General features: G+C 42.9%; 33 protein-coding genes. 32 read left to right on the top strand and 1 reads right to left on the bottom strand.

The annotated features are described in order from the left end of the window. Positions 1-81 precede the first annotated feature (81 nt). The 3 genes from OD355_RS07830 to OD355_RS07820 all read left to right on the top strand — a co-directional run bounded on the left by OD355_RS07830 (position 82) and on the right by OD355_RS07820 (position 3,839). Positions 82-462: a BlaI/MecI/CopY family transcriptional regulator gene (locus tag OD355_RS07830; RefSeq protein ID WP_263037910.1), complete on the top strand. Its 381-nt coding sequence runs from the start codon at positions 82-84 to the stop codon at positions 460-462. Between the two features lie 24 nt (positions 463-486). Beyond that, positions 487-2,379, top strand: a complete 1,893-nt coding sequence (locus OD355_RS07825; protein ID WP_263037909.1) for a TonB-dependent receptor plug domain-containing protein — start codon at positions 487-489, stop codon at positions 2,377-2,379. A gap of 191 nt (positions 2,380-2,570) precedes the next feature. Further along, complete coding sequence (locus OD355_RS07820; RefSeq protein ID WP_263037908.1) at positions 2,571-3,839, top strand: OmpA family protein; 1,269 nt, start codon at positions 2,571-2,573, stop codon at positions 3,837-3,839. A 480-nt stretch (positions 3,840-4,319) separates the two neighbouring features. Here the strand turns inward: OD355_RS07820 and OD355_RS07815 are convergent, their stop codons facing one another. Beyond that, on the bottom strand, positions 4,320-4,544 hold the full coding sequence (locus tag OD355_RS07815) for a hypothetical protein (RefSeq protein ID WP_263037907.1): 225 nt from the start codon (positions 4,542-4,544) through the stop codon (positions 4,320-4,322). A gap of 169 nt (positions 4,545-4,713) precedes the next feature. Between OD355_RS07815 and rpsJ the strand changes: the two genes are divergently transcribed. From rpsJ to OD355_RS07670, 29 genes are all read left to right on the top strand, one after another. Then, positions 4,714-5,019, top strand: a complete 306-nt coding sequence (gene rpsJ, locus OD355_RS07810) for a 30S ribosomal protein S10 (RefSeq protein WP_263037906.1) — start codon at positions 4,714-4,716, stop codon at positions 5,017-5,019. A 295-nt stretch (positions 5,020-5,314) separates the two neighbouring features. Beyond that, on the top strand, positions 5,315-5,932 hold the full coding sequence (gene rplC, locus OD355_RS07805) for a 50S ribosomal protein L3 (RefSeq protein ID WP_263037905.1): 618 nt from the start codon (positions 5,315-5,317) through the stop codon (positions 5,930-5,932). Positions 5,933-5,965: 33 nt separating this feature from the next. After that, a complete protein-coding gene (gene rplD / locus OD355_RS07800) occupies positions 5,966-6,604 on the top strand; it encodes a 50S ribosomal protein L4 (protein ID WP_263037904.1) in 639 nt (212 codons plus the stop codon). 94 nt (positions 6,605-6,698) lie between these two features. Continuing rightward, entirely contained in the window at positions 6,699-6,998 is a 300-nt protein-coding gene (gene rplW, locus OD355_RS07795) for a 50S ribosomal protein L23 (protein WP_263037903.1), read from the top strand. A 52-nt stretch (positions 6,999-7,050) separates the two neighbouring features. After that, complete coding sequence (gene rplB / locus OD355_RS07790; RefSeq protein ID WP_263037902.1) at positions 7,051-7,890, top strand: 50S ribosomal protein L2; 840 nt, start codon at positions 7,051-7,053, stop codon at positions 7,888-7,890. Positions 7,891-7,951: 61 nt separating this feature from the next. Further along, positions 7,952-8,221, top strand: coding sequence for a 30S ribosomal protein S19 (gene rpsS / locus OD355_RS07785; RefSeq protein WP_263037901.1), 270 nt, complete (start codon positions 7,952-7,954; stop codon positions 8,219-8,221). Between the two features lie 88 nt (positions 8,222-8,309). Further along, entirely contained in the window at positions 8,310-8,654 is a 345-nt protein-coding gene (rplV, locus tag OD355_RS07780; protein ID WP_263037900.1) for a 50S ribosomal protein L22, read from the top strand. A 9-nt stretch (positions 8,655-8,663) separates the two neighbouring features. Then, positions 8,664-9,437, top strand: coding sequence for a 30S ribosomal protein S3 (gene rpsC / locus OD355_RS07775; protein WP_263037899.1), 774 nt, complete (start codon positions 8,664-8,666; stop codon positions 9,435-9,437). Positions 9,438-9,506: 69 nt separating this feature from the next. Next, positions 9,507-9,929 carry a 50S ribosomal protein L16 gene (gene rplP, locus OD355_RS07770; protein WP_263037898.1) on the top strand — a complete coding sequence of 141 codons (423 nt, stop codon included), beginning with the start codon at positions 9,507-9,509 and terminating at the stop codon, positions 9,927-9,929. Between the two features lie 15 nt (positions 9,930-9,944). Further along, entirely contained in the window at positions 9,945-10,148 is a 204-nt protein-coding gene (gene rpmC / locus OD355_RS07765; protein WP_263037897.1) for a 50S ribosomal protein L29, read from the top strand. A gap of 48 nt (positions 10,149-10,196) precedes the next feature. After that, entirely contained in the window at positions 10,197-10,454 is a 258-nt protein-coding gene (gene rpsQ, locus OD355_RS07760) for a 30S ribosomal protein S17 (RefSeq protein ID WP_263037896.1), read from the top strand. An 82-nt stretch (positions 10,455-10,536) separates the two neighbouring features. Continuing rightward, positions 10,537-10,905, top strand: a complete 369-nt coding sequence (rplN, locus tag OD355_RS07755) for a 50S ribosomal protein L14 (RefSeq protein WP_263037895.1) — start codon at positions 10,537-10,539, stop codon at positions 10,903-10,905. Positions 10,906-10,960: 55 nt separating this feature from the next. Then, positions 10,961-11,299: a 50S ribosomal protein L24 gene (gene rplX, locus OD355_RS07750; RefSeq protein ID WP_263037894.1), complete on the top strand. Its 339-nt coding sequence runs from the start codon at positions 10,961-10,963 to the stop codon at positions 11,297-11,299. Further along, a complete protein-coding gene (gene rplE, locus OD355_RS07745; RefSeq protein ID WP_263037893.1) occupies positions 11,299-11,877 on the top strand; it encodes a 50S ribosomal protein L5 in 579 nt (192 codons plus the stop codon). The genes rplX and rplE overlap by 1 nt, the downstream gene beginning before the upstream one ends. Before the next feature lie 21 nt (positions 11,878-11,898). After that, a complete protein-coding gene (rpsN, locus tag OD355_RS07740; RefSeq protein WP_263037892.1) occupies positions 11,899-12,168 on the top strand; it encodes a 30S ribosomal protein S14 in 270 nt (89 codons plus the stop codon). A 68-nt stretch (positions 12,169-12,236) separates the two neighbouring features. Next, the gene (rpsH, locus tag OD355_RS07735) at positions 12,237-12,635 is read left to right on the top strand and encodes a 30S ribosomal protein S8 (RefSeq protein WP_263037891.1); all 399 of its coding nucleotides are present in this window, start codon (positions 12,237-12,239) and stop codon (positions 12,633-12,635) included. Between the two features lie 92 nt (positions 12,636-12,727). Next, positions 12,728-13,282, top strand: coding sequence for a 50S ribosomal protein L6 (gene rplF / locus OD355_RS07730; RefSeq protein ID WP_263037890.1), 555 nt, complete (start codon positions 12,728-12,730; stop codon positions 13,280-13,282). A 53-nt stretch (positions 13,283-13,335) separates the two neighbouring features. Next, entirely contained in the window at positions 13,336-13,686 is a 351-nt protein-coding gene (gene rplR, locus OD355_RS07725; protein WP_263037889.1) for a 50S ribosomal protein L18, read from the top strand. Positions 13,687-13,731: 45 nt separating this feature from the next. Then, complete coding sequence (gene rpsE / locus OD355_RS07720) at positions 13,732-14,253, top strand: 30S ribosomal protein S5 (RefSeq protein WP_263037888.1); 522 nt, start codon at positions 13,732-13,734, stop codon at positions 14,251-14,253. Between the two features lie 76 nt (positions 14,254-14,329). After that, the gene (gene rpmD, locus OD355_RS07715; RefSeq protein ID WP_263037887.1) at positions 14,330-14,515 is read left to right on the top strand and encodes a 50S ribosomal protein L30; all 186 of its coding nucleotides are present in this window, start codon (positions 14,330-14,332) and stop codon (positions 14,513-14,515) included. 67 nt (positions 14,516-14,582) lie between these two features. Continuing rightward, positions 14,583-15,032: a 50S ribosomal protein L15 gene (gene rplO, locus OD355_RS07710; protein ID WP_263037886.1), complete on the top strand. Its 450-nt coding sequence runs from the start codon at positions 14,583-14,585 to the stop codon at positions 15,030-15,032. A 228-nt stretch (positions 15,033-15,260) separates the two neighbouring features. Next, positions 15,261-16,601, top strand: coding sequence for a preprotein translocase subunit SecY (secY, locus tag OD355_RS07705; RefSeq protein WP_263037885.1), 1,341 nt, complete (start codon positions 15,261-15,263; stop codon positions 16,599-16,601). A gap of 299 nt (positions 16,602-16,900) precedes the next feature. Beyond that, entirely contained in the window at positions 16,901-17,299 is a 399-nt protein-coding gene (locus OD355_RS07700; RefSeq protein ID WP_263037884.1) for an HYC_CC_PP family protein, read from the top strand. A 92-nt stretch (positions 17,300-17,391) separates the two neighbouring features. Continuing rightward, positions 17,392-17,928 carry a DUF3347 domain-containing protein gene (locus OD355_RS07695; protein WP_263037883.1) on the top strand — a complete coding sequence of 179 codons (537 nt, stop codon included), beginning with the start codon at positions 17,392-17,394 and terminating at the stop codon, positions 17,926-17,928. An 84-nt stretch (positions 17,929-18,012) separates the two neighbouring features. Continuing rightward, positions 18,013-18,600 carry a DUF3347 domain-containing protein gene (locus OD355_RS07690; protein ID WP_263037882.1) on the top strand — a complete coding sequence of 196 codons (588 nt, stop codon included), beginning with the start codon at positions 18,013-18,015 and terminating at the stop codon, positions 18,598-18,600. A gap of 6 nt (positions 18,601-18,606) precedes the next feature. Continuing rightward, positions 18,607-19,902, top strand: a complete 1,296-nt coding sequence (locus OD355_RS07685; RefSeq protein ID WP_263037881.1) for an efflux RND transporter permease subunit — start codon at positions 18,607-18,609, stop codon at positions 19,900-19,902. Between the two features lie 19 nt (positions 19,903-19,921). Beyond that, positions 19,922-21,850 (top strand): efflux RND transporter permease subunit, encoded by a 1,929-nt coding sequence (locus tag OD355_RS07680; protein ID WP_263037880.1) that lies wholly within the window; start codon positions 19,922-19,924, stop codon positions 21,848-21,850. Between the two features lie 13 nt (positions 21,851-21,863). Beyond that, the gene (locus OD355_RS07675; protein ID WP_263037879.1) at positions 21,864-23,111 is read left to right on the top strand and encodes a TolC family protein; all 1,248 of its coding nucleotides are present in this window, start codon (positions 21,864-21,866) and stop codon (positions 23,109-23,111) included. Positions 23,112-23,113: 2 nt separating this feature from the next. Further along, a complete protein-coding gene (locus OD355_RS07670; RefSeq protein ID WP_263037878.1) occupies positions 23,114-24,361 on the top strand; it encodes an efflux RND transporter periplasmic adaptor subunit in 1,248 nt (415 codons plus the stop codon). The last annotated feature ends 4 nt before the right edge of the window (positions 24,362-24,365 follow it).

Below are 24,365 nucleotides of genomic sequence, written 5' to 3'. Positions count from 1 at the left end.
AAAATAGTTGCAAAAAAACTAAAATAATAGTTGTTTATTTAAAGTTTTAGTTGTAGGTTTGTATTGACTAAAACTCAAATTATGTCTGCAAAAAAACAACAGGAGAAAAAAACCCTTACGAGGGCAGAAGAGCAGCTTATGCATATTCTTTGGGATTTAAATGGCGCCTACCTCCGCGAGGTAATGGATGCATTGCCGGAGCCAAAGCCCCACCAGAATACGGTGGCTACTTTTTTAAAGATAATGGTAGATAAAGGTTTTGTAGAAGTAGAGGTGATCGGGCGAATCCACAAGTACGTGCCGGCCATTAGCAAAGATGCTTATTCAAAAAGATCTTTGAGCGGGTTGGTTAAGAACTATTTCAGCGGCTCGTATAAGCAGGCAGTCTCCTTCCTGGTGGAAGAAGATAAGCTAAGCATACAGGACCTGGAATTGCTGCTGAAAGAGTTGAAGAAAAAATAGTACATCACTTTAATAATTCAGGTTATGGTTGCCTATATCATCAAGGTAATCTTATGCTCCGGCATACTATACCTTTATTACGTATTGTTTTTGCGCAACAGGAAATTTCATCCTTACAACCGCTTTTATTTATTGTTTGCCGTGGTTGCCAGCTTTCTCATACCGCTGTTGAGAATAGATGTGTTTATACAGGGCGATAATGAGCGCATAAGCAGGCTGGTAGGGTGGTTGTATGCCAGCCAGCCGGCAGGAGAAATGATACTTGTTACAACCCGCCCAACTATTTCCTGGGAATCATTGGCATATTATGCTGTTGTGTCTATCTCTGCAGTATTGCTGTTGTTAGTAATGATAAGGATTGCCAGGATTTATCATTTAAAAAAACGATACCGGACTCAACAGGTGGCAGATATTACTATTGTGACAACCGATCTTCCTGAAGCGCCGTTTTCATTTTTCAGGAATTTGTTCTGGCGCGAAGATATTTCTCTAGAAGAAGAGGCCGGCAGGCAGATCATGCGGCACGAGATGGCGCACATCCGCCAGCACCATTCCTGGGACCGCGTGTTTTTACAAACGGTAAAAGCAGTGTGCTGGTTTAATCCCATATTCTATTTAATCGAGAAAGAGATAACACTTATCCACGAATACATAGCAGATGAGCAAGCCATTGCAAGCAAAGACGGACGCGCTTTTGCGGCCATGCTGCTGCGTTCGCAGGTAAGTAGTTTTTCGTATAGTCCCGGCCAGGCAATTTTTTATTCATCCATTAAAAAAAGACTACACATGCTTACAAATAATCAAAAAACCAAGTACAGTTATACACGCAGATTGCTGGCATTGCCACTGCTGGGCTGCATAGCATTTGCCATCGGGCTCAACGTGCAAAAAGCAGAAGCCAGAGAAACAATTAAAGAACTGGAAAACCAGCTGGCCATGGCGCAAAGTACTACACAGGACACACTGCCTCCCCTGAAAGGAAAGGGGAAAGGAGTAGTGATAATGACAAAAGGGGAAGTAAAAGTACTTGAAAATGGAAAGCCATTTGCCACAGTAAGCGGAGATGGGCCATTAACTATTTCACCCAACGACAGCTCAATTACAAAAGCTTTAATTATTGTGGATGGAAAGCCCTTGGAACAAAACACGGATTTGGGTAAAATAAATCCGAACAACATAGAATCTATTAATGTTTTAAAAGACGAAGCTGCTGCAAAAGCATACGGGCAAAAAGGCAAAAACGGCGTTTTAATAATAACGACCAAGGAACGAGCTGCAATTGACATAAGAAAAGAGGGAGAAACATCAGCCGACAACGGCTCGCCCAGGATTAAGCTTAAGAACGTAAAAGGCGACCCATTATATATAGTAGACGGTAAGCCTTTAGAAAAAGGTGAAACCTTGGAAAAAATTGATAAAGACAACATACAGGCTATCAATATTATAAAAGGTGAAGAAGCTACCAAACTTTACGGTGAAGCAGCTATAAACGGTGTTGTGATAGTATTATTGAAAGATAAACAGAAAGAAGATACTGCGCCAGCTGCAATTAAAAAAGAAGAGAAATACGATAAGGAATTTACAAGCGTTCAGCAGCCTGCGAGCTACCCGGGAAGCTGGAGCCAGTTTATAAACAGGAACCTGGATCATAACGTGATCACCAATAACAAAGGGCCTGCCGGTAGATATAAAGTTACTGTTTCTTTCAGGGTAGATAAGGAAGGTAATATATCTGAGGTGAAAGCTTTAAATAATCCCGGGTATGGAACCGCCGCTGCAGCCGCCAGCACGGTCAGCAAAAGCGGAAAGTGGAATCCTGCCAGACAAAATGGTGTAACTGTTATTTCAAGAAAAAAAATAGAAATTGTTTGGGTTGTAGATGAGTCCGGGTCTACCACGGTCTATACCAATTCATAGATAAATCTTACTGTTGGTATCGTATACATTTATTTTAGGCACCCGTTCCTCCAAAGAACGGGCTTTTTAGTTTACAAATAATAGATAAAAGCTGATTTATTGCAGTTTGGCGCGGGATTTGTGTGTTTACAATCAAAATCTAATTATTACAATTTTATCTGAGCTTTATAAATAAAATTAAAACTTTTTTTATGAATAACACTATCCTGGAGCTGGCAAAAAGTTATTTGGGAGATGCTTTTTCTCAGGATGCTTCCACCAAGTTAAATGAGAGCAGCGACGGCATCACTAAAGCATTGGGAGCCATTGTGCCGGCTATTTTTGCGGGCGTAAGCCGCAAAGCCAACACAGATGCTTCATTCATGTCAACGGTATTCAGCCTGGCCAAAAATATTTTTACAAACGGCAGCCTTAATAATTTAAACAATGTATTCGGAAGCAACCAAAACTCATCTGCTACACAGGCCGGTACATTCGTGAGAAACCTCTTTGGCAACGGCTTTCACAGCATTGTAGAAAAAATATCTTCCTATGCAGGCATAAAGCCTTCATCCACAAGAGATCTTTTTGAAGCTTCTTCCATAGCTTCTTTGGGAAGTGTAGGCAGAGATGCTGTTGAGAACGGATCTACCGTAAGTTCAATAACAGACTTCTTTAAAAATAATGAATCTTCATTCTTAAGCGCTATTCCCCCATCGCTGGGGCTTACCTCATTGTTGACAAATGTGGATGCAAGCGTAACGGGAGGCACAGAACATACTCCCGTTCAGCAAGAGCCGGCAGCCGACTACAACCGGCATGAACCGGAGGATAAGAAAAGCGGTAACAAGTTTTTAATACCCTTGCTCCTGGCGCTGGTAGCAGTAGCGCTATTGTTGTTCCTGTTAAAGCAGTGCAATAAAACTCATGATGAAGTAACCACTGCAATAGACTCAACCACTGTAACCGCAGCAGATACAATAGCTGCTAGACCAGCACTAACCACGACTTCCAGGGAACCTTTGGTGGTTACCCTTCCCAGCGGACAGACAGTGCAGGCATATAAAGGCGGTATAGAAGATCAGGTGGTTACCTTCCTGAAATCGCCTGAATACGCCAGCGCAACAGAAGAACAGCTCAAAAACAGGTGGTTTAATTTTGATAACATTAATTTTGAATTCGGTACCTCAAAACTTACTCCTGAATCGCAGGTACAGTTTGATAACCTTGTAGCTATACTGAAAGATTTTCCTGACGCAAAAGTAAAAGTGGGTGCATATACCGATAAAAAAGGCAATGATGCGGCTAATTTAAAATTGTCCCAGGAGCGCGCTAATGCCATTAAAAACGCACTTGCTGCAGCAGGCACACAGATCACAGGCGCAGAAGGCTATGGCGAAAAATTTGCTACAGTGCCTGAAACCGCTGACGACCAGGCAAGAGAAGTTGACCGCAAAACCGCTATCAGGTTTGTAAAATAATAAATAGAAATCCGTAAAAACACTTAACAACTAAAACACTTATTTCTATTTTTTAAACGACTGCCCGGGAAACCGTGGCAGTTTTTGTTGCATAGGGAAGGGTTGTTTCCGGAAATAATATAGTACCTGCCCCTTTATATTGAAAATGATACAATTTCTTCCTGATCCAATGGAGCTGCTTAGAAACAATAAATGTAAAGTATAACTTGCGATTACATTTGTAACGCAAAGGCAAAGTTTTACACAAACAAAAAGTATTGTACACGTCAGCACAATGCTTCGTTCTTGCTGCAAGCCGAAACAGAAGTGTGTGTTTGCAAAACTCCGTAGCTTAGAAGCAAAAGGTATTGTGTTTTTGATAGTATCATACTTCTTAAAGCCGATAGATGTTTAGTTGCCACAGCCTTGTGAATTCTTTGGGAGAGCCACATAAAAAAAGCCACTCAGTATGAGCGGCCAATTATATAAACTTGGTTTGGTTTAGGCTTTGTTGCTGTTTCCGCCTCTTAACAGTGCCACTAATAAGAGGATAAAAACTAATCCGCCAACGATCCATACCCAGGTTTGGGAGTACCATACGTCGGATTTAGCGCCACCCAGATCTACGTCTACATCCAGTTTAGATGTTTCCTGGGCAAAAGTTGTCATTAAGCTTGCAAAGAACATTCCTACTGTTGCAAGAACTGTGTGTGTTAGTTTAGTCATAGAATATGAAATTTTAAGTTTAAACAATGATTCAAATAAAAATATACTAAAACTATGCCAAGAAATTAACTTATATTCAGTAATTGACTTAAAAAAATTTCAATTTAATTTGGAAAAATAAAATAAGAATGTACCTTTGCAATCCCAAATTAAAAAATTGGGTAAGATTATGTCTCAGAGAATAAGAATTAAATTACAATCATACGATCACAGCCTGGTAGACAAATCTGCCGAGAAAATCGTGAAAACAGTACGTGGTACCGGCGCAGTAGTTACAGGTCCCATTCCTTTGCCTACGCATAAAAAAATCTTTACTGTTTTGCGTTCTCCGCACGTGAACAAGAAGAGCCGTGAGCAATTCCAGTTAGCTACACACAAGCGTTTGCTGGATATTTATACATCTTCCTCCAGGACGGTAGATGCGTTGAGTAAATTAGATCTTCCCTCAGGTGTTGAGGTAGAGATCAAGGCATAATCAGTTTTTTCCGGGCAGCATGCTGCCGACAGTTCTTACAAAAAAACATCGTCATCTCTCAATCCGCATCTTAAGGTAAGGAGAAAAGAGCTCTGATCTGAAATAATTAACCGTTTCAAAGCAATTTGAAACACAACATATAAACAAAGCCCTTCGAGGTTTGTTTATCGCCGGTACTTCTGAAATTTCTCAAAAAGAAATAAAAAAAGAAAAGGTCGGTGAAAACTGGAGATTGAATTTCTGCACCATTCAGAAATGTCTCAATAACCTGGCGGGGCATAAACCGCAAATTAAAATGAAAGCTATTATTGGTAAAAAGATTGGTATGACCAGCATATTTGGCCCCGAAGGGAAACAAGTAGCGGTTACCATCATTGAAGCTGCTCCCAACGTAGTGACTCAGGTCAAAACTACAGAATCGGATGGTTATAATGCATTGCAGCTTGCATTCGGCGAGAAAAAAGAAAAAAATACCCCCAAAGCCGAGTTAAATCATTTCTCAAAAGCCAACACTACGGCTAAGAAAGTTGTAAAAGAATTTCGCGATTTTTCTATCGATAAAAATATTGGAGAAACAGTTGCTGTGGACATCTTCGAAGAAGGAGAAACAGTAAGTGTGGTTGGCATTACCAAAGGTAAAGGCTTCCAGGGTGTTGTAAAGCGCCACGGCTTTTCCGGCGTGGGAGATCAGAGCCACGGCCAGCACGACCGTCAGAGAGCTCCAGGTTCTATCGGCGGATCTTCCTATCCATCAAGAGTATTCAAAGGCATGAGAATGGCCGGAAGAATGGGTGGCGACAGAGTGAAAATGAAAGGACTTAAAGTGGTAAAAATTTTCCCTGAAAAAAATTACATATTGGTTAGCGGCTCAGTACCCGGACATAACGGAGCGGTAGTTTTCATTCAAAAATAAAGTAAAGCATTCCTTTACAGAAAATAGAAAAAAATGCAAGTAGAAGTTTTAAATATACAAGGACAAAAGACCGGCAGAACCATTGAATTACCGGAAGATATATTCGGCGTAGAACCCAACGACCACGCTATTTACCTTGCTGTAAAGCAATACCTGGCTGCACAGCGCCAGGGTACACACAAAGTAAAAACCCGCGCCGAGGTACAAGGTTCCAGCCGCAAGCTGCATAAACAAAAAGGTACCGGCGGCTCCCGTAAAGGTAATATCCGCAACCCGCTGTACAAAGGCGGTGGAGCTATCTTCGGCCCCAAACCTCACGGTTATGCGTTTAAACTGAACAAGAAAGTTAAGAACCTGGCTAAGATCAGCGCACTTTCTTACAAAGTAAAAGACAATGCCTTAGTGGTGGTGGAAGACCTGTCTTTCGATGCACCTAAAACAAAGCAAATGGCAGATGTGCTGAAAAGCATGGAGATCAACAACAAGAAAGTATTGTACATCTTATCTGAAAATAACAGCAACGTATACCTGAGCATGAGAAATCTGCCTAAAGTACAGAGCACGATTATCGATGATATAAACACTTACAACATTGTAAATGCAGATGTACTGGTATTGAGCGAAGGCGCTGCCAAATTAATAGCAGAAGCAGCAGAAGAAGCTGTGGCATAAAAAATTGAATAACCGTTAGAGATAAGGGAGGAAACGAAGCATAAAGTAAATTTAGAATTCCAACCGACAATTAAAAACATAAAAAGATACAGGGATGAAACTCAGTGAAGTCTTAATAAAACCCATACTTACCGAAAAAGCCAACGCTCAGCAGGAAAAACTGAACAGGTATACTTTTAAAGTAAACCGCAGGGCTAACAAGCTGGAAATAAAAACAGCTATCGAAGCTTTTTACGGTGTAGCAGTGGTAGACGTAAATACCCTTGTTGTTCCCGCCAAAAACAAAGCACGCTTTACAAAAGCAGGCTACATACAGGGTGTAAAGCCGGCTTACAAAAAAGCTTACGTAACCGTAGCTGAAGGCGAAACAATAGATCTTTACGCAAATATTTAATAAAATAAACTTATAGCAATCGGAGCTGATACTTCCGAAAAAATATAGAAAGATGGCTTTAAAAAAATTCAAACCCATTACCGCAGGCTCCCGCTGGAGAATAGGAAATGCATACGCTGAAATCACAACCAATAAACCCGAAAAAAGTTTATTGGAGCCCCAACACAAAACCGGGGGCAGAAACGCCCAGGGACGCCGTTCCATGCGTTACAGAGGCGGCGGACACAAACAGCACTATCGTATTATAGATTTCAAACGCGATAAAAGAGGTATAGAAGCTAAGGTAGTTTCCATTGAATACGATCCGAACCGTACAGCATTCATCGCATTGCTTCAATATACTGACGGCGAAAAAAGATACATCATTGCACCGAAAGGTTTGCAGGTGGGCGCTACAGTAGTAGCCGGCGACAGTGTAGCCCCTGAATTGGGAAATGCACTTCAACTTAAAAATATGCCTTTGGGTACCATCATCCACAACGTGGAGCTGCAACCCGGCCAGGGCGCTAAAATGGTAAGAAGTGCAGGCGCATCTGCCCAGCTGAGCAACAAAGAAGCTGCTTACGCCACGCTTAAAATGCCTTCAGGTGAGTTAAGAAAAGTACTGATCAATGTATACGCTACCGTAGGTGAGGTTTCCAACTCTGACCACAGCTTAAGAAGCTACGGTAAAGCAGGTGCTAAACGCTGGAAAGGTATCCGTCCGCGCGTAAGAGGTGTAGCCATGAACCCTGTAGATCACCCGATGGGTGGTGGTGAAGGTAGAGCTTCAGGCGGGCATCCGCGCAGCAGAACCGGTAAATACGCTAAAGGTGAGATCACCCGTAAGAAAAAAGGTTCTGATAAGCTTATCATTCAGCGCAAAAACGGTAAAAAATTAAGTAACAGGTAATTATTTATAATAGTTAAAATGGTCTCGCTACCGGCGGGATAAATCAACAAAAAGAAACAATATGGGTCGTTCGATTAAAAAAGGTCCTTACGTAGATCATAATTTAGAGGAAAAAGTGTTGGGTATGAACGAAGGCGGCGCTAAGAAAGCCGTTGTAAAAACATGGAGCAGGCGCTCTACCATCACTCCCGATTTCGTAGGACACACATTTGCGGTACACAACGGGAACAAATTCATACCGGTGTATGTAACTGAATTCATGGTAGGCCATAAATTAGGAGAGTTTGCACCAACCAGGAACTTCAGAGGACACGCAGGTAGCAAAAAATAATTAAGATAAAATCAATAGTAAAGTTGACAAGTTGTGAGTGGTAAGAAAAACTTACAACCTACAACTCAAAACTTAAAACTTAAAAAAAATGGAAGCAGTAGCTAAATTAAGAAATTATCCTACAGGGCCGCGCAGAATGCGTTTGCTGGCAGATGTAGTTCGCGGAATGGACGTAGATAAAGCACTTTCTGTTTTAGAACATCATCCGCAACACAACGCAGTGCCTTTGGCAAAATTGCTGAAGAGCGCCATTGCTAACTGGGAACAGGGTAATGACGGAAAAAGTGCCGCAGATGCTAATCTGGTTGTGAAAACGATTTTTGTAGATGAAGGCCGTACTATTAAACGTATGCGCCCTGCACCTCAAGGTCGCGGATATAAAATTCGCAAACGCAGCAATCACGTAACAATAATAGTAGATTCAAAAAATTAAAAATAAAACATGGGTCAGAAAGCAAATCCTATAGGTAACAGGTTGGGTATCATCCGCGGATGGGACAGTAACTGGTATGGCAACGATAAGGATTATTCCAAACGTTTAATTCAGGATCATAAGATCAGAACCTACTTAAACGCCCGTATCAACAAAGGAGGAATTTCAAAGATCGTTATCGAGCGCACTTTAGGAAAATTGATTGTAACTATTCATACTTCCAAGCCCGGTATCATCATCGGTAAAGGCGGTAATGAAGTAGACAGGATCAAGGAAGAATTGAAGAAATTAACCAACAACGACGATGTTCAGATCAATATATTAGAGATTCGCCGTCCTGAGCTGGATGCCGCAATTGTAGGAGATACTATTGCACGCCAGATCGAGAACCGCATCAACTTCAAACGCGCTATTAAAATGGCTATTGCTTCCACACTCAGAATGGGTGCAGAAGGTATCAAGATCAAAGCCAGCGGACGTTTGGGCGGTGCAGAGATCGCACGTTCGGAGGAATTTAAGCAGGGCCGCGTGCCGTTGCACACTTTCCGTATGGATATTGACTATGCAAGCGTATTTGCACAGACTGTTTACGGTAAAATAGGATTGAAAATATGGATCTGTAAAGGTGAAGTTTTAGGCAAAAGAGACCTGAACCCTAATTTCATCAGCGGAGCCAAAGAAGGTGCACAGCACGGTGGCGGACACCACGACAGGCGCAACGACAGGGGAGACAGAAGAGGTGGAAATGACAGAAGAGGTGGCGGAAGAGACAGGAGAGGATAGTAGTAAATTTATTTTGAAACAATAATTCGAAAATAATTCATCTTAACAAATAAGATGTAAGGAGGTAAAATGTTACAGCCGAAAAGATCAAAACACAGGAAAGCCCAGAAAGGGAGAATAAGAAACGTAGCAAAAAGAGGTACAACCATCTCTTTCGGTTCCTATGCACTTAAAGCAGTTGAACCCATCTGGCTAAACAACCGCCAGATAGAAGCTGCACGCCAGGCAATGACCCGTGCCATGAAACGTGAAGGTAACGTGTGGATACGTGTATTCCCCGATAAACCTGTCACCAAAAAACCCGCCGAAGTACGTATGGGTAAAGGTAAAGGTAACCCCGAATACTGGGCAGCAGTTGTTGAACCCGGACGTATCATTTTCGAATGCGATGGCGTGCCTGTGGAAATAGCAAAAAGAGCTATGGAATTAGCCGCTCAGAAACTGCCCATCAAAACAAGATTTGTAGTTCGCAGAGATTTAGTAGCATCATAAACAAAAAATAAAAAAATGGCGAAGGCATCAGAATTTAATAAAGCTATCAAAGAATTATCAGTCGATGATCTGAAAGCACGCATTCAGGAAGACGAACAGCGTTTGAAAAAAGTAGAGTTTGCACATGCAATCTCTCCGCTGGAAAATCCGATGACTATCCGTAGCATCAGAAGAGACCTGGCTCGTTTAAAAACCGAATTAAATTCAAGAAAAGCGTAAAAATTTGCAGCGAATACCAAAAGTATTCAAAGCCCAAAATAAATAACAATGGTTCAAAGAAATTTGCGTAAAACAAGAATAGGCGTAGTAAGCAGCGACAAAATGGCTAAAACCATCACAGTGGGCGTACTAAGAAAAGTTAAACACCCTATTTACGGAAAGTTCGTAAAGAAAACAACCAAGTTCCATGCCCATGACGAGAAAGAAGAAGCGGGTGTAGGCGATGTTGTGAAAATTATGGAAACCCGTCCTTTGAGTAAAACAAAACGTTGGAGATTAGTAGAGATCGTTGAAAAAGCGAAATAAGCTGTCCCGGCGCAAGGAATAAAAGAAACAAATTGAATTCAGGCAAAACCTGGTAAGTAAACAAAGCTAAAGCTATTAAACAATGATCCAGCAAGAAAGTAGGCTATCAGTAGCAGACAACAGCGGTGCAAAAGAAGTACTTTGTATAAGAGTACTGGGCAACTCCGGTCAGGATTACGCTAAGATAGGAGATAAAATAGTTGTTACGGTAAAAAGCGCTATCCCTGCGGGTGGAGTAAAGAAAGGAACTGTGTCTAAAGCAGTGATCGTGCGCACTACCAACAAATTGCGCCGCAAAGACGGTTCATACATTCGCTTCGACGATAACGCGGTGGTGTTATTAAACAACTCTGATGAGCCAAGAGGTACACGTATCTTCGGCCCCGTAGCACGCGAACTGCGTGACAAAGGATATATGAAAATCATTTCCCTGGCGCCCGAAGTTCTTTAAAAATAAAATTATCAGACAAGCTTAGGCCAAAGCCAAAAGCGTTAAGTATAAAAATATGAGTAACAGATTTAAACCTAAATACAACATCAAAAAAGGCGATCAGGTAGTCATCATCGCCGGAGATGATAAGGATTTAAAGAAACCACGCACCGTGTTGGAAGTGATCCTCGACAAAGGACGCGTAGTGGTAGAAGGCGCAAACCTCGTGAGCAAACACACCAAGCCTTCTGCACAAAACACAAAAGGCGGCATCATTAAAACAGAAGCGTCTATAGCTATCTCCAACGTAATGTTGTGGGATGCCAAAAAAAGCGCTCCTACCAAAGTAAGCCGCTCTCGCGAAGATGGAAAATTAGTTCGTATTTCAAAAAAATCAGGGGAGGCAATTAAATAATGAGTACAGTTAAATATACCCCAAGACTGGCAGACAAATACACAAAAGATGTAGTGCCTGCCTTAGTAAAAAAGTTTGCATACAAAACACCCATGCAGGCTCCAAAGCTGGAAAAAATATGCCTTAACAGAGGCGTTAACGGCGCCGTAGCCGATAAAAAACTGGTAGATATAGCTGTGGATGAATTGACGCAGATAAGCGGGCAGAAAGCTATTGCTACTTACTCTAAGAAAGATATCTCTAACTTTAAATTGCGTAAAGGCATGCCGATAGGCGCAAGAGTAACGTTGAGGGGAACTAAAATGTATGAGTTCCTGGATCGCCTCATCGCAGTATCCCTGCCACGCGTGCGCGACTTTAAAGGCGTAAGCGATAAATCATTCGACGGAAGAGGCAACTACACACTCGGCGTTACCGAACAGATCATCTTCCCCGAAATTGATATCGATAAGGTAAACAAAATCACCGGCCTGGATATCACTTTCGTAACCAGCGCCAATACCAACGAGGAAGCGTACGAACTGCTGAAAGAACTGGGTGTGCCTTTTAAGAATGCGAAAAAAGAAGAAAATAACTAATAATAAATTTTAGTACAAATTATGGCTAAAGAATCAATAAAAGCAAGACAAAGAAAACGCGAAGCAACTGTAGCACGTTTTGCCGAAAAACGCAAAGCTTTGAAAGAAGCAGGTGAATACGAAGCGCTGGATAAACTTCCACGCAACGCGTCTCCGGTAAGGTTGAAAAACCGTTGTCAGCTTACAGGACGTCCCAGGGGCTACATCAGGTACTTCGGTATGTCAAGAGTGATCTTCCGCGATATGGCATTAGACGGAAAAATTCCGGGAGTGAAAAAGGCAAGCTGGTAAGCATCACCCTGCCTGCCATATAGCAGGCAAGTAAACAATTTTGAAAAGCATTTAATTAAAAATAAAAAATGGTAACAGATCCAATTGCAGACTTTTTGACAAGAGTACGTAATGCTCAAATGGCCGGCCACAGAATCGTAGAGATTCCTGCTTCAAATTTGAAAAAACGTATCACAGAAATCTTATACGATCAGGGATATATTCTGAAATATAAATTTGAAGAAGATAACAAGCAAGGCGTTATCAAAATCGCATTGAAGTACGATGCTGAAACCAAACAGCCTGCCATCCGCTCCCTGGAGCGCGTGAGCAGACCCGGTTTGCGCCAGTACTCCAAACCTGCAGACTTCAAAAGAGTTATCAATGGTTTAGGCGTGGCGATCATCAGCACTTCAAGAGGTGTAATGACAGACAAGCAGGCTAAAGCTGAAAATGTTGGCGGCGAAGTGCTTTGCCACATTTATTAATCGTTCTGATATTTACTTTCCAGATACATTAAGCCGGAGCATACCAGGCTGACCGGTCGGAAAGCATTCAATAAAATAAAAAATTACAAAGTATGTCTCGTATAGGAAAACAACCGATCACAATACCTGCCGGCGTTACAGTTTCAGTGGGCAATGATAATGTGGTGACTGCCAAAGGCAGCAAAGGCGAATTGAAACAGCCGATTGACCGTGAAATTAAAGTGGAAGTGAAAGAAGGTGAAATCGTTCTTACCCGCCCTACAGACCAGATCCGCCACAGGGCTATCCACGGGCTTTCCCGTGCGTTGCTGGCCAACCTGGTAAAAGGCGCTCATGAAGGATTCAAAAAAGACCTGGAATTGGTAGGTGTGGGCTTCAAGGCTGCCAGCCAGGGCAATACGCTTGACCTTTCTCTGGGCTATTCTCACAACATTATCTTTGAAATACCTAAAGAACTGAAAGTAACTACCGTAACAGAAAAAGGTAAAAACCCGCTGGTAATCCTGGAAGGCTCAGATAAACAGTTGCTCGGACAGGTGGCAGCAAAGATCCGCAGCCTGCGCAAACCTGAACCATACAAAGGAAAAGGTGTTAAATACGTTGGAGAATACATCCGTCGCAAGTCAGGTAAAGCTGCTGGTAAATAAACTATTGTGTAATATCATCTTCCGGCAGCATCGGAAGATTTAAAAATAAAAAAATGGACTTAAAGTTAAAAAAACAAAAGATTCGCTACAGGATTCGCAAGAAAGTTTCAGGTACAGCCGAAAAGCCGCGTTTGTCTGTATTTCGCAGCAATACCGATCTTTACCTGCAACTGATCAACGATCAAGACGGCGTTACCATCTCTTCTGCTTCTACAAAAGATAAAGATATCGCAGCACAAAGCGGTACCAAAACAGAGAAATCAAAACTTGCAGGAGCAGCTATTGCCCGCAAAGCAGTGGATCTCGGTATAAAAAAAGTAGTATTCGACCGTGGCGGTAATCTTTACCACGGGCGTATCAAAGCAGCAGCCGAAGGTGCAAGAGAGAACGGTTTGGAATTTTAATGCTGTCTGAAAAATTATTTGAACAAACACAGAAAACAGATATAAATGTCTAAAGTAACTGAAAATAAAGTAAAGCCAACCGGCGATTCGGAATTTAAAGAAAGAGTGGTTTCCATCAACCGTGTAGTGAAAACTACCAAAGGCGGACGTACTTTCAGCTTCTCTGCATTAGTGGTGGTAGGAAATGAAAACGGCCTCGTAGGCCAGGGCCTGGGTAAAGCAAAAGAAGTACAGGAAGCTATTACAAAAGGTATTGAAGATGCCAAAAAGAACCTGGTAAGGGTTCCTTTGCGCAATGGTACCATCCCTCACGAGCAGGCTGGTAAATCAGGTGCAGCTAAGGTATTGATCAAGCCGGCATCTACTGGTACGGGCGTTATCGCAGGAGGCAGCATGCGCGCTGTGCTGGAAAGCGCTGGCCTGACAGACGTATTGTCTAAGAGCCTGGGATCTGCCAACCCACACAACGTGGTTAAAGCTACTGTAAATGCATTAACGCTTTTAAGAGAGCCGTTGGTGGTAGCAAAAGACCGCAACATTAAATTAAACAAAGTATTTAACGGATAAATTTTCACGTTATCACGCAAAAAACTTACAGGTACAATTTACCGTGTAAAAAGTACCTCGTAAAAACGTAATCATTATGGCAAAGATTAAAATCACCAAGGTAAAAAGCTGTATCGACAGACCTCAAAAGCAAAAAGATACACTTTTGGCGCTCGGTCTTAGAAAATTAAACGCTAGCAAAGAAGTAGAAGCTACTCCACAGGTATTGGGCATGGTAGAAAAAGTAGCTCACCTGGTTGTAGTAGAAGAAGTAAAAGAATAAGTTTAAAAAATAGCCCGCAAGGGCCTGCGAGGGAAGATTTTTCCCGCTGAGTTAAAAATCAATAAAAATGAAATTACACAATTTAAAACCGGCAGAAGGTTCGGTACACAAACAAAAACGCCTTGGCCGCGGTGAGGCTTCAGGTAAAGGCGGCACATCTACAAAAGGTAATAAAGGACAGCAAAGCCGCAGAGGATACCAGATGAAACTGGGCCACGAAGGCGGACAGATGCCAATACAGAGACGCACTCCTAAACGCGGATTTAAAAACAACAACCGTACAGAATATAAAGTATTCAATCTTGCTCAGATAGAATTGCTGATAGCCAAATACGGTTTCACTGAGTTTTCAGTTGACAACCTTTATATGAATTCACTGATCAACAGAACTGATAAAGTTAAGATCCTGGGTAACGGCGAGCTGGCTACCAAACTAAACTTTAAAGTAAATGCCATTAGCGAAAAAGCTAAAGCAGCCATTGAGGGTTTGGGCGGCACCATTGAAATTTTGAAATAATTATACAGCTGAGACGTATCTCACGATACGTCTTTTTAGCTTTTAAGTTCTTTATCTTTTTCTTAATAAATATTAGGAAAGTATATTAAAATAAGTATTTTTACAAACCGTTTTACCATTGTGGTAAAGCGGTATAACTTGTAAAAATATAAATGAAATGAGTCATCCGGGGTTGTTTACATCTCTATGACGCGTTCCATGTGGCATAAAAGCAGTGATACATTACACATGAAAAAATTTATTCAGACCCTTAAGCATATTTGGGAAATAGAAGAATTGCGCAATAAAATAATACTTACTTTATTGCTTGTTTTCGTTTACAGATTTGGTACGCACATTGTTTTGCCGGGCCTTGACCCGGTGGTTTTGCAGGAGTCAGCCAAGAATGCAGCCAATACCGGTTTATTAGGTTTGTTTGATACGTTTGCCGGCGGCGCCTTTTCACAGGCTTCTTTCCTGGCATTGGGTGTAATGCCTTATATCTCTGCATCCATCTTCATGCAATTGATGACGGTATTGGTACCCCAGTTACAGAAAGTACAGAAAGAAGGGCCAAGCGGGCAGAAAAAAATATCCCAGTGGACACGCTATCTTACTGTGATCGTTACCATCTTACAGGGAAGCGCCTATGTTTCTTACCTGAAAAGCCCTGCCTATGCAGCGGCTATGATACCATCTTACGAGCCTTACTTCTTTATTTCTACCATCATTTGCCTTACCGCAGGTACTTTATTTGTAATGTGGCTGGGCGAAAAGATCCAGGACAAAGGATTGGGCAATGGCATCTCTATCCTCATTATGGTGGGTATCCTCGCACGATTACCACAATCACTTATCCAGGAGTTTGAGGCCAAAAGCACAAGAGGCGGCGGCGGCTTGTTGATATTCCTCATAGAAATTGCAGCTTTCGTATTGATCGTAATGGCAATCATTGTACTGGTGCAGGGAGTGCGTAAGTTGCAGGTAAACTATGCTAAACAGGTTGTCGGCAACAGGACCGTTGGCGGCGCCAGGCAGTTCTTACCTTTAAAGGTCAACGCTGCAGGTGTAATGCCTATTATCTTTGCACAAGCTATCATGTTCCTGCCTACACTCATCTCTTTTACCAACATTGAATCTGCCAGCAGCATCGCGCAGATGTTCAGCGACCATACCAACTTGTGGTACATGCTCATCTATTCGTTCATGGTGATAGCATTTACATTCCTGTACACGGCTTTGATCTTTAACCCCAAACAAATGGGCGAAGACCTTAAGAGGAACAATGGTTTTATTCCCGGCGTACAACCCGGTAAACCCACATCCGACTTTATTGGCACCATCATGGACAGGATCACTTTGCCGGGCGCTATCTTCCTGGCAATAGTAGGTATTCTGCCGGGCTTTGCCCAGTTGATGGGCGTAACTCAGGGCTTCAGCTATTTCTTCGGCGGTACTTCACTGCTGATCATGGTAGCAGTAGTACTGGATACTTTGCAGCAGATAGAAACCCACCTCTTAATGCGTTCTTACGACGGATTGATGGGCAGCGGGCAGCGCATACAAGGCCGATCTGGTATTGGTGTATAGAGTTATTTTAAAAACAATAATTATAAAAAGAGGTTGTCTCCCAGAGTGGGGTCTACTTCCCCTTTTTTTGAAATACAAATTTTTTTAAAGGTTGCTAATTAAAAAAACTGCCCTCTGAAAGTAATCCTTCCGCAAAAGAGGAATTAATATTAGGTTGCGAATGTCAACAAAAGTCAAGCAGAGATGCGGCTTGAAAAAGAGGTTTCACACTTACAAATCAGAATTTAACATTGGAGAAATAAAAAAATTGCACTATTGAAAATAAATGCCTTAATTTTGTTTTCGATAAGTTCGTTCTTGTGAAAAAATTTATTGCATCCATATTAGCTTTTCTCTTCCTCTCCTCCTCAACGGGGATGACGGTGCACATGCACTATTGTATGGATAAGCTCATAGAAACTGATTTGTGGCAAACCGCTATGCAGGATGCTGCGTGCAGCAATTGCGGCATGAAAACCAAAGATACACAAGGCTGCTGCAAAGATGAGCACAAGGTTTTTAAAACTGGCGACTACCAACAATCTGATGTTGCCAAAATTCCGGCTTTAGAAGCATTTGTCCTTGCGCTTCCGGCCCAGCCTCTTCATCTGCAAACAGTAATCTTGTCTACAAGGGTTAAACAACTACCGCGGAGTAATGCTCCTCCGGATGGCAGGACTGTTCCTGCTTACCTATTCAACTGCACTTTTCGTATTTAGAATTATTGTGTGGCTGCCGCTGTGCAGCTTAGCCGCTATCACTTGTTGTGATGCGGATTTTTTATTTCTCAACACAATAATTCTTTCAAAAAATGACAAAAATATTCCTGGCTATCGGGCTTTCACTCGCTGCATTTTTCAATGTAAATGCACAGCATAATCATGCTCAACACGGCGCTGCCACACCTCCTCAATCTACATCTGCTGCCAGCGCAAAGGATAAATCTCCTGATGAACAAATACAAGCGCTATACATTCATTACTTAGGCATAAAAGATGCGCTGGTAGCAGACGACCAGTCAAAAGCTGCGAGCCATGCCAACCAGTTTTCACAAACCGCTTCTCTTATTTCGTACCGTCATCTTTCGGAAGGAAATGTAAACGCCTTGCGCAAAGATGCTTCAGCCATTGCAGACGCAAGAGATATAGCTGCACAACGCAAATCTTTTTCAAACCTTTCCAACAATATGGCGGCATTGGCAGAAAAATGTAAGCTAAGCGATAAACCCGTTTATCAGCAGTATTGCCCCATGGCAAAAGCTTATTGGCTGAGCAATGAAAAGGAAATTAAAAATCCTTACTACGGCAGCAGCATGCTCACCTGCGGTTCTGTAAAGAAAACTTTCTAAATCTTTCTAAAATTTATAACGGCGCTATGCGCTGTCAGCGACAATTCAGCAAAAAAAAACCAGTAACTTATAAAACCAAAAAAAATGAAACATTTATTTACCGGCTTGATAGCCGCCTCTGTATTAATTTTATCAGCCTGCAACAACAACGCGGACAAGACTAAAGACAATGCGGAAACGCAACACGATATGGAAAATAGGAAAGACATGGAAATGGATCATAATCAAACTGCCACGCCAACCAAATTCGGTGAAGTTTTCGCACACTACCAGCATCTCACTTTTGCGCTGTCTAATGACGACCCACAGGAAGCCGCCAGCGGCGCCAAAGCAATCGGTGAAGCGCTTGCTAAAGTAGACAAAACGGGCTTTACACCAGAACAGCAGGAAACATTTGCCGATTTGGAAGCAGACATAAAAGAACACACGGAACACATTGCAGCCAATACCAAAAATATGGCTCATCAAAGAGAACACCTGGAAATGCTAAGTCACGATATTTACGACATAGCAAAGACTTTCGGCGCCGGCAAAACCATGTACAAGATATTCTGCCCAATGTACAACGATAATAAAGGTGCTTTCTGGCTAAATGATTCTAAAGAAGTTAAAAACCCATACTTCGGTAGCGAAATGCTCACCTGCGGAGAAATTCAGGAAGAAATAAAATAAACACAGATGGTTCAAAAAATAATTGAGCTGTCCCTGCGCAACAGGTACATCGTGCTGCTTGTAGCAGCCGGCCTGTTGGTGTGGGGAATATCAGCCGTGAGCAAAAATCCCATTGACGCTATCCCCGATCTAAGTGAAAATCAGGTGATCGTATACACGGAATGGATGGGGCGCGGGCCGCAAATAATAGAAGACCAGATCACCTACCCGCTTGTAAGCAACCTGCAGGGCGTGCCGCGCGTGAGCAATATCCGCGCTACTTCCATGTTCGGCATGAGCTTTATTTATATCATTTTTGAAGATGATGTGGATATTTATTGGGCAAGAACGAGAGTTTTAGAGCGGCTGAACTATGCCCAGCGCTTATTGCCCGAAGACGTTACGCCCGCACTCGGACCCGACGGCACAGGTGTAGGGCATATTTTCTGGTATCATTTCAAAGCGCCGCGTATGGACTTGGGCGAACAACGAGCGCTGCAGGACTGGTATGTAAAATTTGCTTTGCAAACAGTGCCCGGCGTGGCGGAAGTGGCTTCCTTCGGAGGTTTCGAAAAACAATATCAGATAGTGGTAGACCCGGTAAAGCTCCAGTATTACAACATTTCGCTCATGGATGTCATGAACAAAGTAAGAGCCAACAACAACGATGTGGGCGGCAGCAAATTTGAAATGACTGACATGGCCTACATCATCCGCGGGCTGGGCTACATAAAAAACAAGGAAGATGTGGAAAATATTGCTTTGAGCAGCAACAACGGCATTCCGGTAAGAGTCAGAGACATTGGCAGCGTGCAGATGGGCGGAGACCTGCGCCTGGGCATTTTTGACGTTGATGGCGAAGGAGAAGTAGTGGGCGGAATTGTGGTGATGCGCTACGGCGAAAATGCCGATAAGGTAATCAACGACGTAAAAACAAAAATGAAAGAAGTGGAAAAAGGCTTGCCGGCGGGCGTTACTTTTGAAACTTCTTACGACCGCAGCACGCTCATTGAAGCCGCCATTGACAACATCAAGTTCAAGCTAATAGAAGAGATCATTGCTGTAGCGCTTATCGTAATCATTTTTCTCTTTCACTGGCGAAGCGCTTTAAGCATTATCATACAAATCCCCATTACGATAGCTATCAGCTTCATTCTGTTGAATGCGTTTGGACTTTCTTCAAATATCATGTCCCTCACAGGCATTGCGCTGGCCATTGGGGTGATCGTGGATAACGGTATTATCATGTCGGAAAACGCTTATCGCAACCTCTCGGTTTGGCAAAACCAGAACAAATCCCCCAAAAATTCAGATGAAAAGTAATTGGTTTAACAGATTAAAATTGAAAAAAAACAAAACGGCACCCGGGTATCAAAAAATTCCTGAAGACGTTCGCATGAACATCATCGAACGATCCTGCAAACAGGTTTCACGGGGTGTGTTTTTCTCTACAATCATCATCATTACTTCTTTCCTGCCTGTGTTTCTGTTGACAGGACAGGAAGGCAAGTTGTTTCATCCCCTGGCATACACCAAAACCTTTATCATGGTGGTAGATGCCATATTGGTACTTACACTCGCACCCGTGCTCATTTCTTTTTTTATGAAAGGGAAATTCAAAGACGATAATACCAATCCCATTAATCGCGGGCTGGAAAGAGTCTATGAGCCGCTGATAAGATGGTGCATCAAATGGCGAAAAACGGTATTGGGGATTAATGTAGCTGCCTTAATCATCAGCATTCCGCTGATTATGGGATTAGGCAGGGAATTTATGCCGCCGCTCGACGAAGGTTCCCTGCTGTTTATGCCGGTAACCCTGCCCGACATTTCTAATTCCGAAGCAAAAAGGCTGCTGCAGGTACAGGATAAAATCATCAAATCCGTTCCGGAAGTAGCGCACGTATTAGGCAAGGCAGGCAGGGCAAATACCGCAACGGATAATTCGCCCATCAGCATGATTGAAACAATTATTTTATTAAAGCCACAAAGCGAATGGAGAAGCGGGCATACCAAAAATGATATCATCAATGAGCTGAATGCAAAGCTACAGATACCCGGCGTAACAAACGGCTGGACAATGCCCATCATCAACCGCATCAACATGCTGTCCACCGGCATCCGGACCGATGTGGGCGTAAAAGTGTATGGACAAAACCTGGACAGCATTTATACATTATCTCAAAAAATAAAAGATGAACTTACCGGCATAGAAGGCATAAAAGACATGTTTGTAGAACCCATCACCGGCGGAAAATATATTGATATTGAAGTGAATCGTGGAGAAATCGGAAGATACAATCTCAGCATTGATGAGGTGAACGCCGTGGTGGAAAGCGCCTTGGGTGGCATGGAGCTCACCACCACCATTGAAGGAAGGCAGCGGTTTACGGTGAATGCGCGCTACGGGCAGGATTTTAGAAATAACCTTGAAGCATTGAAAAGATTGCCGGTGCAAACAATGAATTATGGCACCATTCCGCTGAGCGCCATTGCCAACATACAACTCAGCGAAGGCCCGCCGATGATCAATTCGGAAAACGCGATGCTCAGAGGCACCGTGCTGTTCAACGTGCGCGAAAGAGACTTGGGAAGTACGGTGGAAGAAGCAAAACAGAAAATAGACAATATGATCGGCAAAATGCCGCAGGGTTATTTTGTGGAATGGAGCGGGCAATATGAAAACCTCATCAGAGGTGAACAAACAATGAAAATGATCCTGCCCATCGTACTGGTCGTTATTTTCTTATCCATGTATTTTGCGTTCCATTCCTTCCGCGAAGCCTTCTTCAACCTTATCAGCATTCCATTTGCATTAATCGGCGGCGCTTTTATGATCTACATCTGGGGCGTGAATCTCTCCGTAGCGGTAGCGGTAGGTTTTATTGCACTGTTCGGATTGGCCGTTGAGACCGGCATTGTAATGGTTATTTACCTGAACGATGCCATGCAGCAGCTTGTAGCGCTTAAAGGCAACAGCCGCGAAACCATTACCCGAGACGACTTGAGAGAATATGTAATAGCCGGCGCTGCTAAAAGATTGCGACCAAAAATTATGACCGTCTGCGTAACGCTGTTTGGCCTGGTACCCTTCCTGTGGAGCACGGGTGTAGGCAGCGATATGATGAAGCCTATTGTGCTTCCGATGGTAGGAGGCGTGTTTACATCTGCCATTCATATTTTATTAGTGACGCCCATTATTTTTTTGATGCAGAAAGAATGGGAATTAAAAAAATTGGGGAAAATAGATGTGTTTGATGCGCATCACTAAAAATAGATAACGAATGAAAAAAATCGCAATTATAGGAATTGTTCTGCTGTCGCAAATCTCTGTCCAGGCGCAAACGCTATCGCTCAATGAAGTGCTGGATTCGGTTAGTGCAAACCACCCGGTGGTAAAAATGTATACCAACGAAATCCGCTCTATGGACGAGGCCGCGAAAGGCGCAAGAAGCTGGATGCCGCCCGAAATCGGCGCAGGGCCGTTCATGACGCCCTACAATCCTGCCATGTGGCGCAAAATGGGCGATGTGAACGGCATGGGCTCAATCGCTATTTCGGTTGAACAGATGATCCCCAATAAGAAAAAGTTGGATGCCGATGAGGCATACATGCGCGCCATGTCGTCCGTTGAAAAAGAAAATCTCAATGCCAATGTAAACGAACTGCGGCAAGATGCCAAACAGTTGTATTACCAATGGATCGTTTTAAGAAAGCGGCTTTCCGTAGTAGAAGAAAGTCAAAAGCTGCTGGACTTTATGATAAAAAATGCGGAAATACGTTACAAAAACGGCCTTGAAAAAATCGGCGCTTATTACAAGGCCAAAGCCGCGCTCGGCAGCGCACTGAATATGGAACTGATGTATGAAAACGACATCCGCGAAAAACGCATCCGCCTGAACGCACTGATGAACAGAAATCCGCTGGATTATTTTGAAGTAGATACAAATTACCGGTTGAACGATTATTCGCTAATGGTGTTCGACAGCAGCCTTTTTTATCAAAACCGAAGCGACTTAAAAGCCTTAGACAGGGAAATCAACCTCCGTTATCTGAAGCAGGAAACTGAAAGACAAAGCCTGAAACCGCAGTTCGGCGGAAGGTTTGAGCACATGGTGGGCTTCGGCGGGCAGCCGATGCAATATTCGGCAATGGTTATGATGAAGCTGCCCATTGTGGGCTGGGCTTCCCGGATGAACAAAGCCAACATTGAAAGCCTGCGCTGGCAGGCAGAAGCGCTGCGATCGCAAAAAGAAATGATGGTAAACGAATACAGCGGCATGGCTTACGGTATGCGCAATGAACTGGATTTAAACAAAAAACAACTGGCGCTTTACGAGCAAAACATTATTCCTGCCTTAAGAAACAATTATAAAACCATGCAACTGGGTTATGAGCAAAATACCGAAGAACTGTTTATGCTGTTTGATGCCTGGGAAAAGCTCAACATGACCCAGATGGAATATCTCGACATTTTAGAAAAAGCGCTGCAAACGCAGGTATCGCTCGACAGATTAATTGAAAAAAAATAAAAATGAAGAATGTAAGCATTATAGCCGCTTCGTTGCTGCTCATCATTTTATTGATAGGTTGCAAAGATAGAAATGATCCTCATGCCGGTCATGAAGCCGCAGAAGAAGTCTATACCTGCCCCATGCACCCGCAAATTGTGCGCAACAAACCCGGGAGTTGCCCTATCTGCGGCATGGACCTGGTAAAAAAAGAAACCGAAGGAAAAAGAGCAGACAGCATTGATTTAGAATCTTTATTGAAGCCCACAAACGAATTTGTAATTTCCTCCATACCCATTACTACATTGAAACAATCGGGACAACCGATGGAAATAGAAGCGCTGGGTACCGTTGCCTACGATACCCGGCAGATAGGCAGCATTTCCTCAAGGGTTGCAGGAAGAATAGAAAAATTGTATGTGCGCTACCGTTATCAAAAAATAAGCAAAGGGCAAAGAATACTCGATATTTACAGTCCCGAACTGCTAACGGCGCAGCAAAATCTTCTTTTTCTGCTGAAAAACGATGCCTCCAACAAAACGATGATTGATGCCGCACGGCAAAAACTACGCCTGCTTGGCATGAGCGCACAACAATTGCAAAAAATCGAAAACACCGGTAAAGCTGATTACACCGTGAGCGTGTTCAGCAATTACAGCGGGCATCTCTACGATGCAGGAAGCAGTTCCGGCATGAACAACACTTCCGCTGCCGCCACCGGCATGGCTGCCGTGCCTCTTACGCAGCAACTATCCATCAAAGAAGGAATGTACGTGGAAAAAGGACAAAGCATTTTCAATGTGTACAACTTAGGCAAAACATGGGCATTGCTGAATATTTTCGCCGGAGAGGCAGCAATGATAAAAAAAGGACAGCCTGTAAAAATCGTTTCGGAAACTTCGCCAGACAAAAGTTTCAGCGGAGAGATTGATTTTATAGAACCTTTTTACCGCGAAAGCAGCAGAACGCTCACCGCCAGAGTGTATTTTGATAATGCAAAGCTAAAAATCCCCATCGGAAGCCAGGTAAGAGCGGTGATTACAGGGAATAGAATGCAGGCAGCCTGGTTGCCGCGTGAAGCAGTAATATCGCTTGGAATGAACAAAGTAGTTTTCAAAAAAATAAAGAATGGCTTTGCGCCGCAAAAAGTAAATACAGGCGCTGAAATAAACAATCAGATTCAAATTACCGGCGGGCTGGAATACACCGATTCCGTAGCGGTAAATGCGCAGTATCTCACCGACAGTGAAAGCTTTATCAAAATAAATTAAATCA

This window comes from Haoranjiania flava (assembly GCF_025631005.1).
GTDB lineage: Bacteria > Bacteroidota > Bacteroidia > Chitinophagales > Chitinophagaceae > Haoranjiania > Haoranjiania flava.
This window is presented reverse-complemented; position numbering and strand designations above follow the sequence as displayed.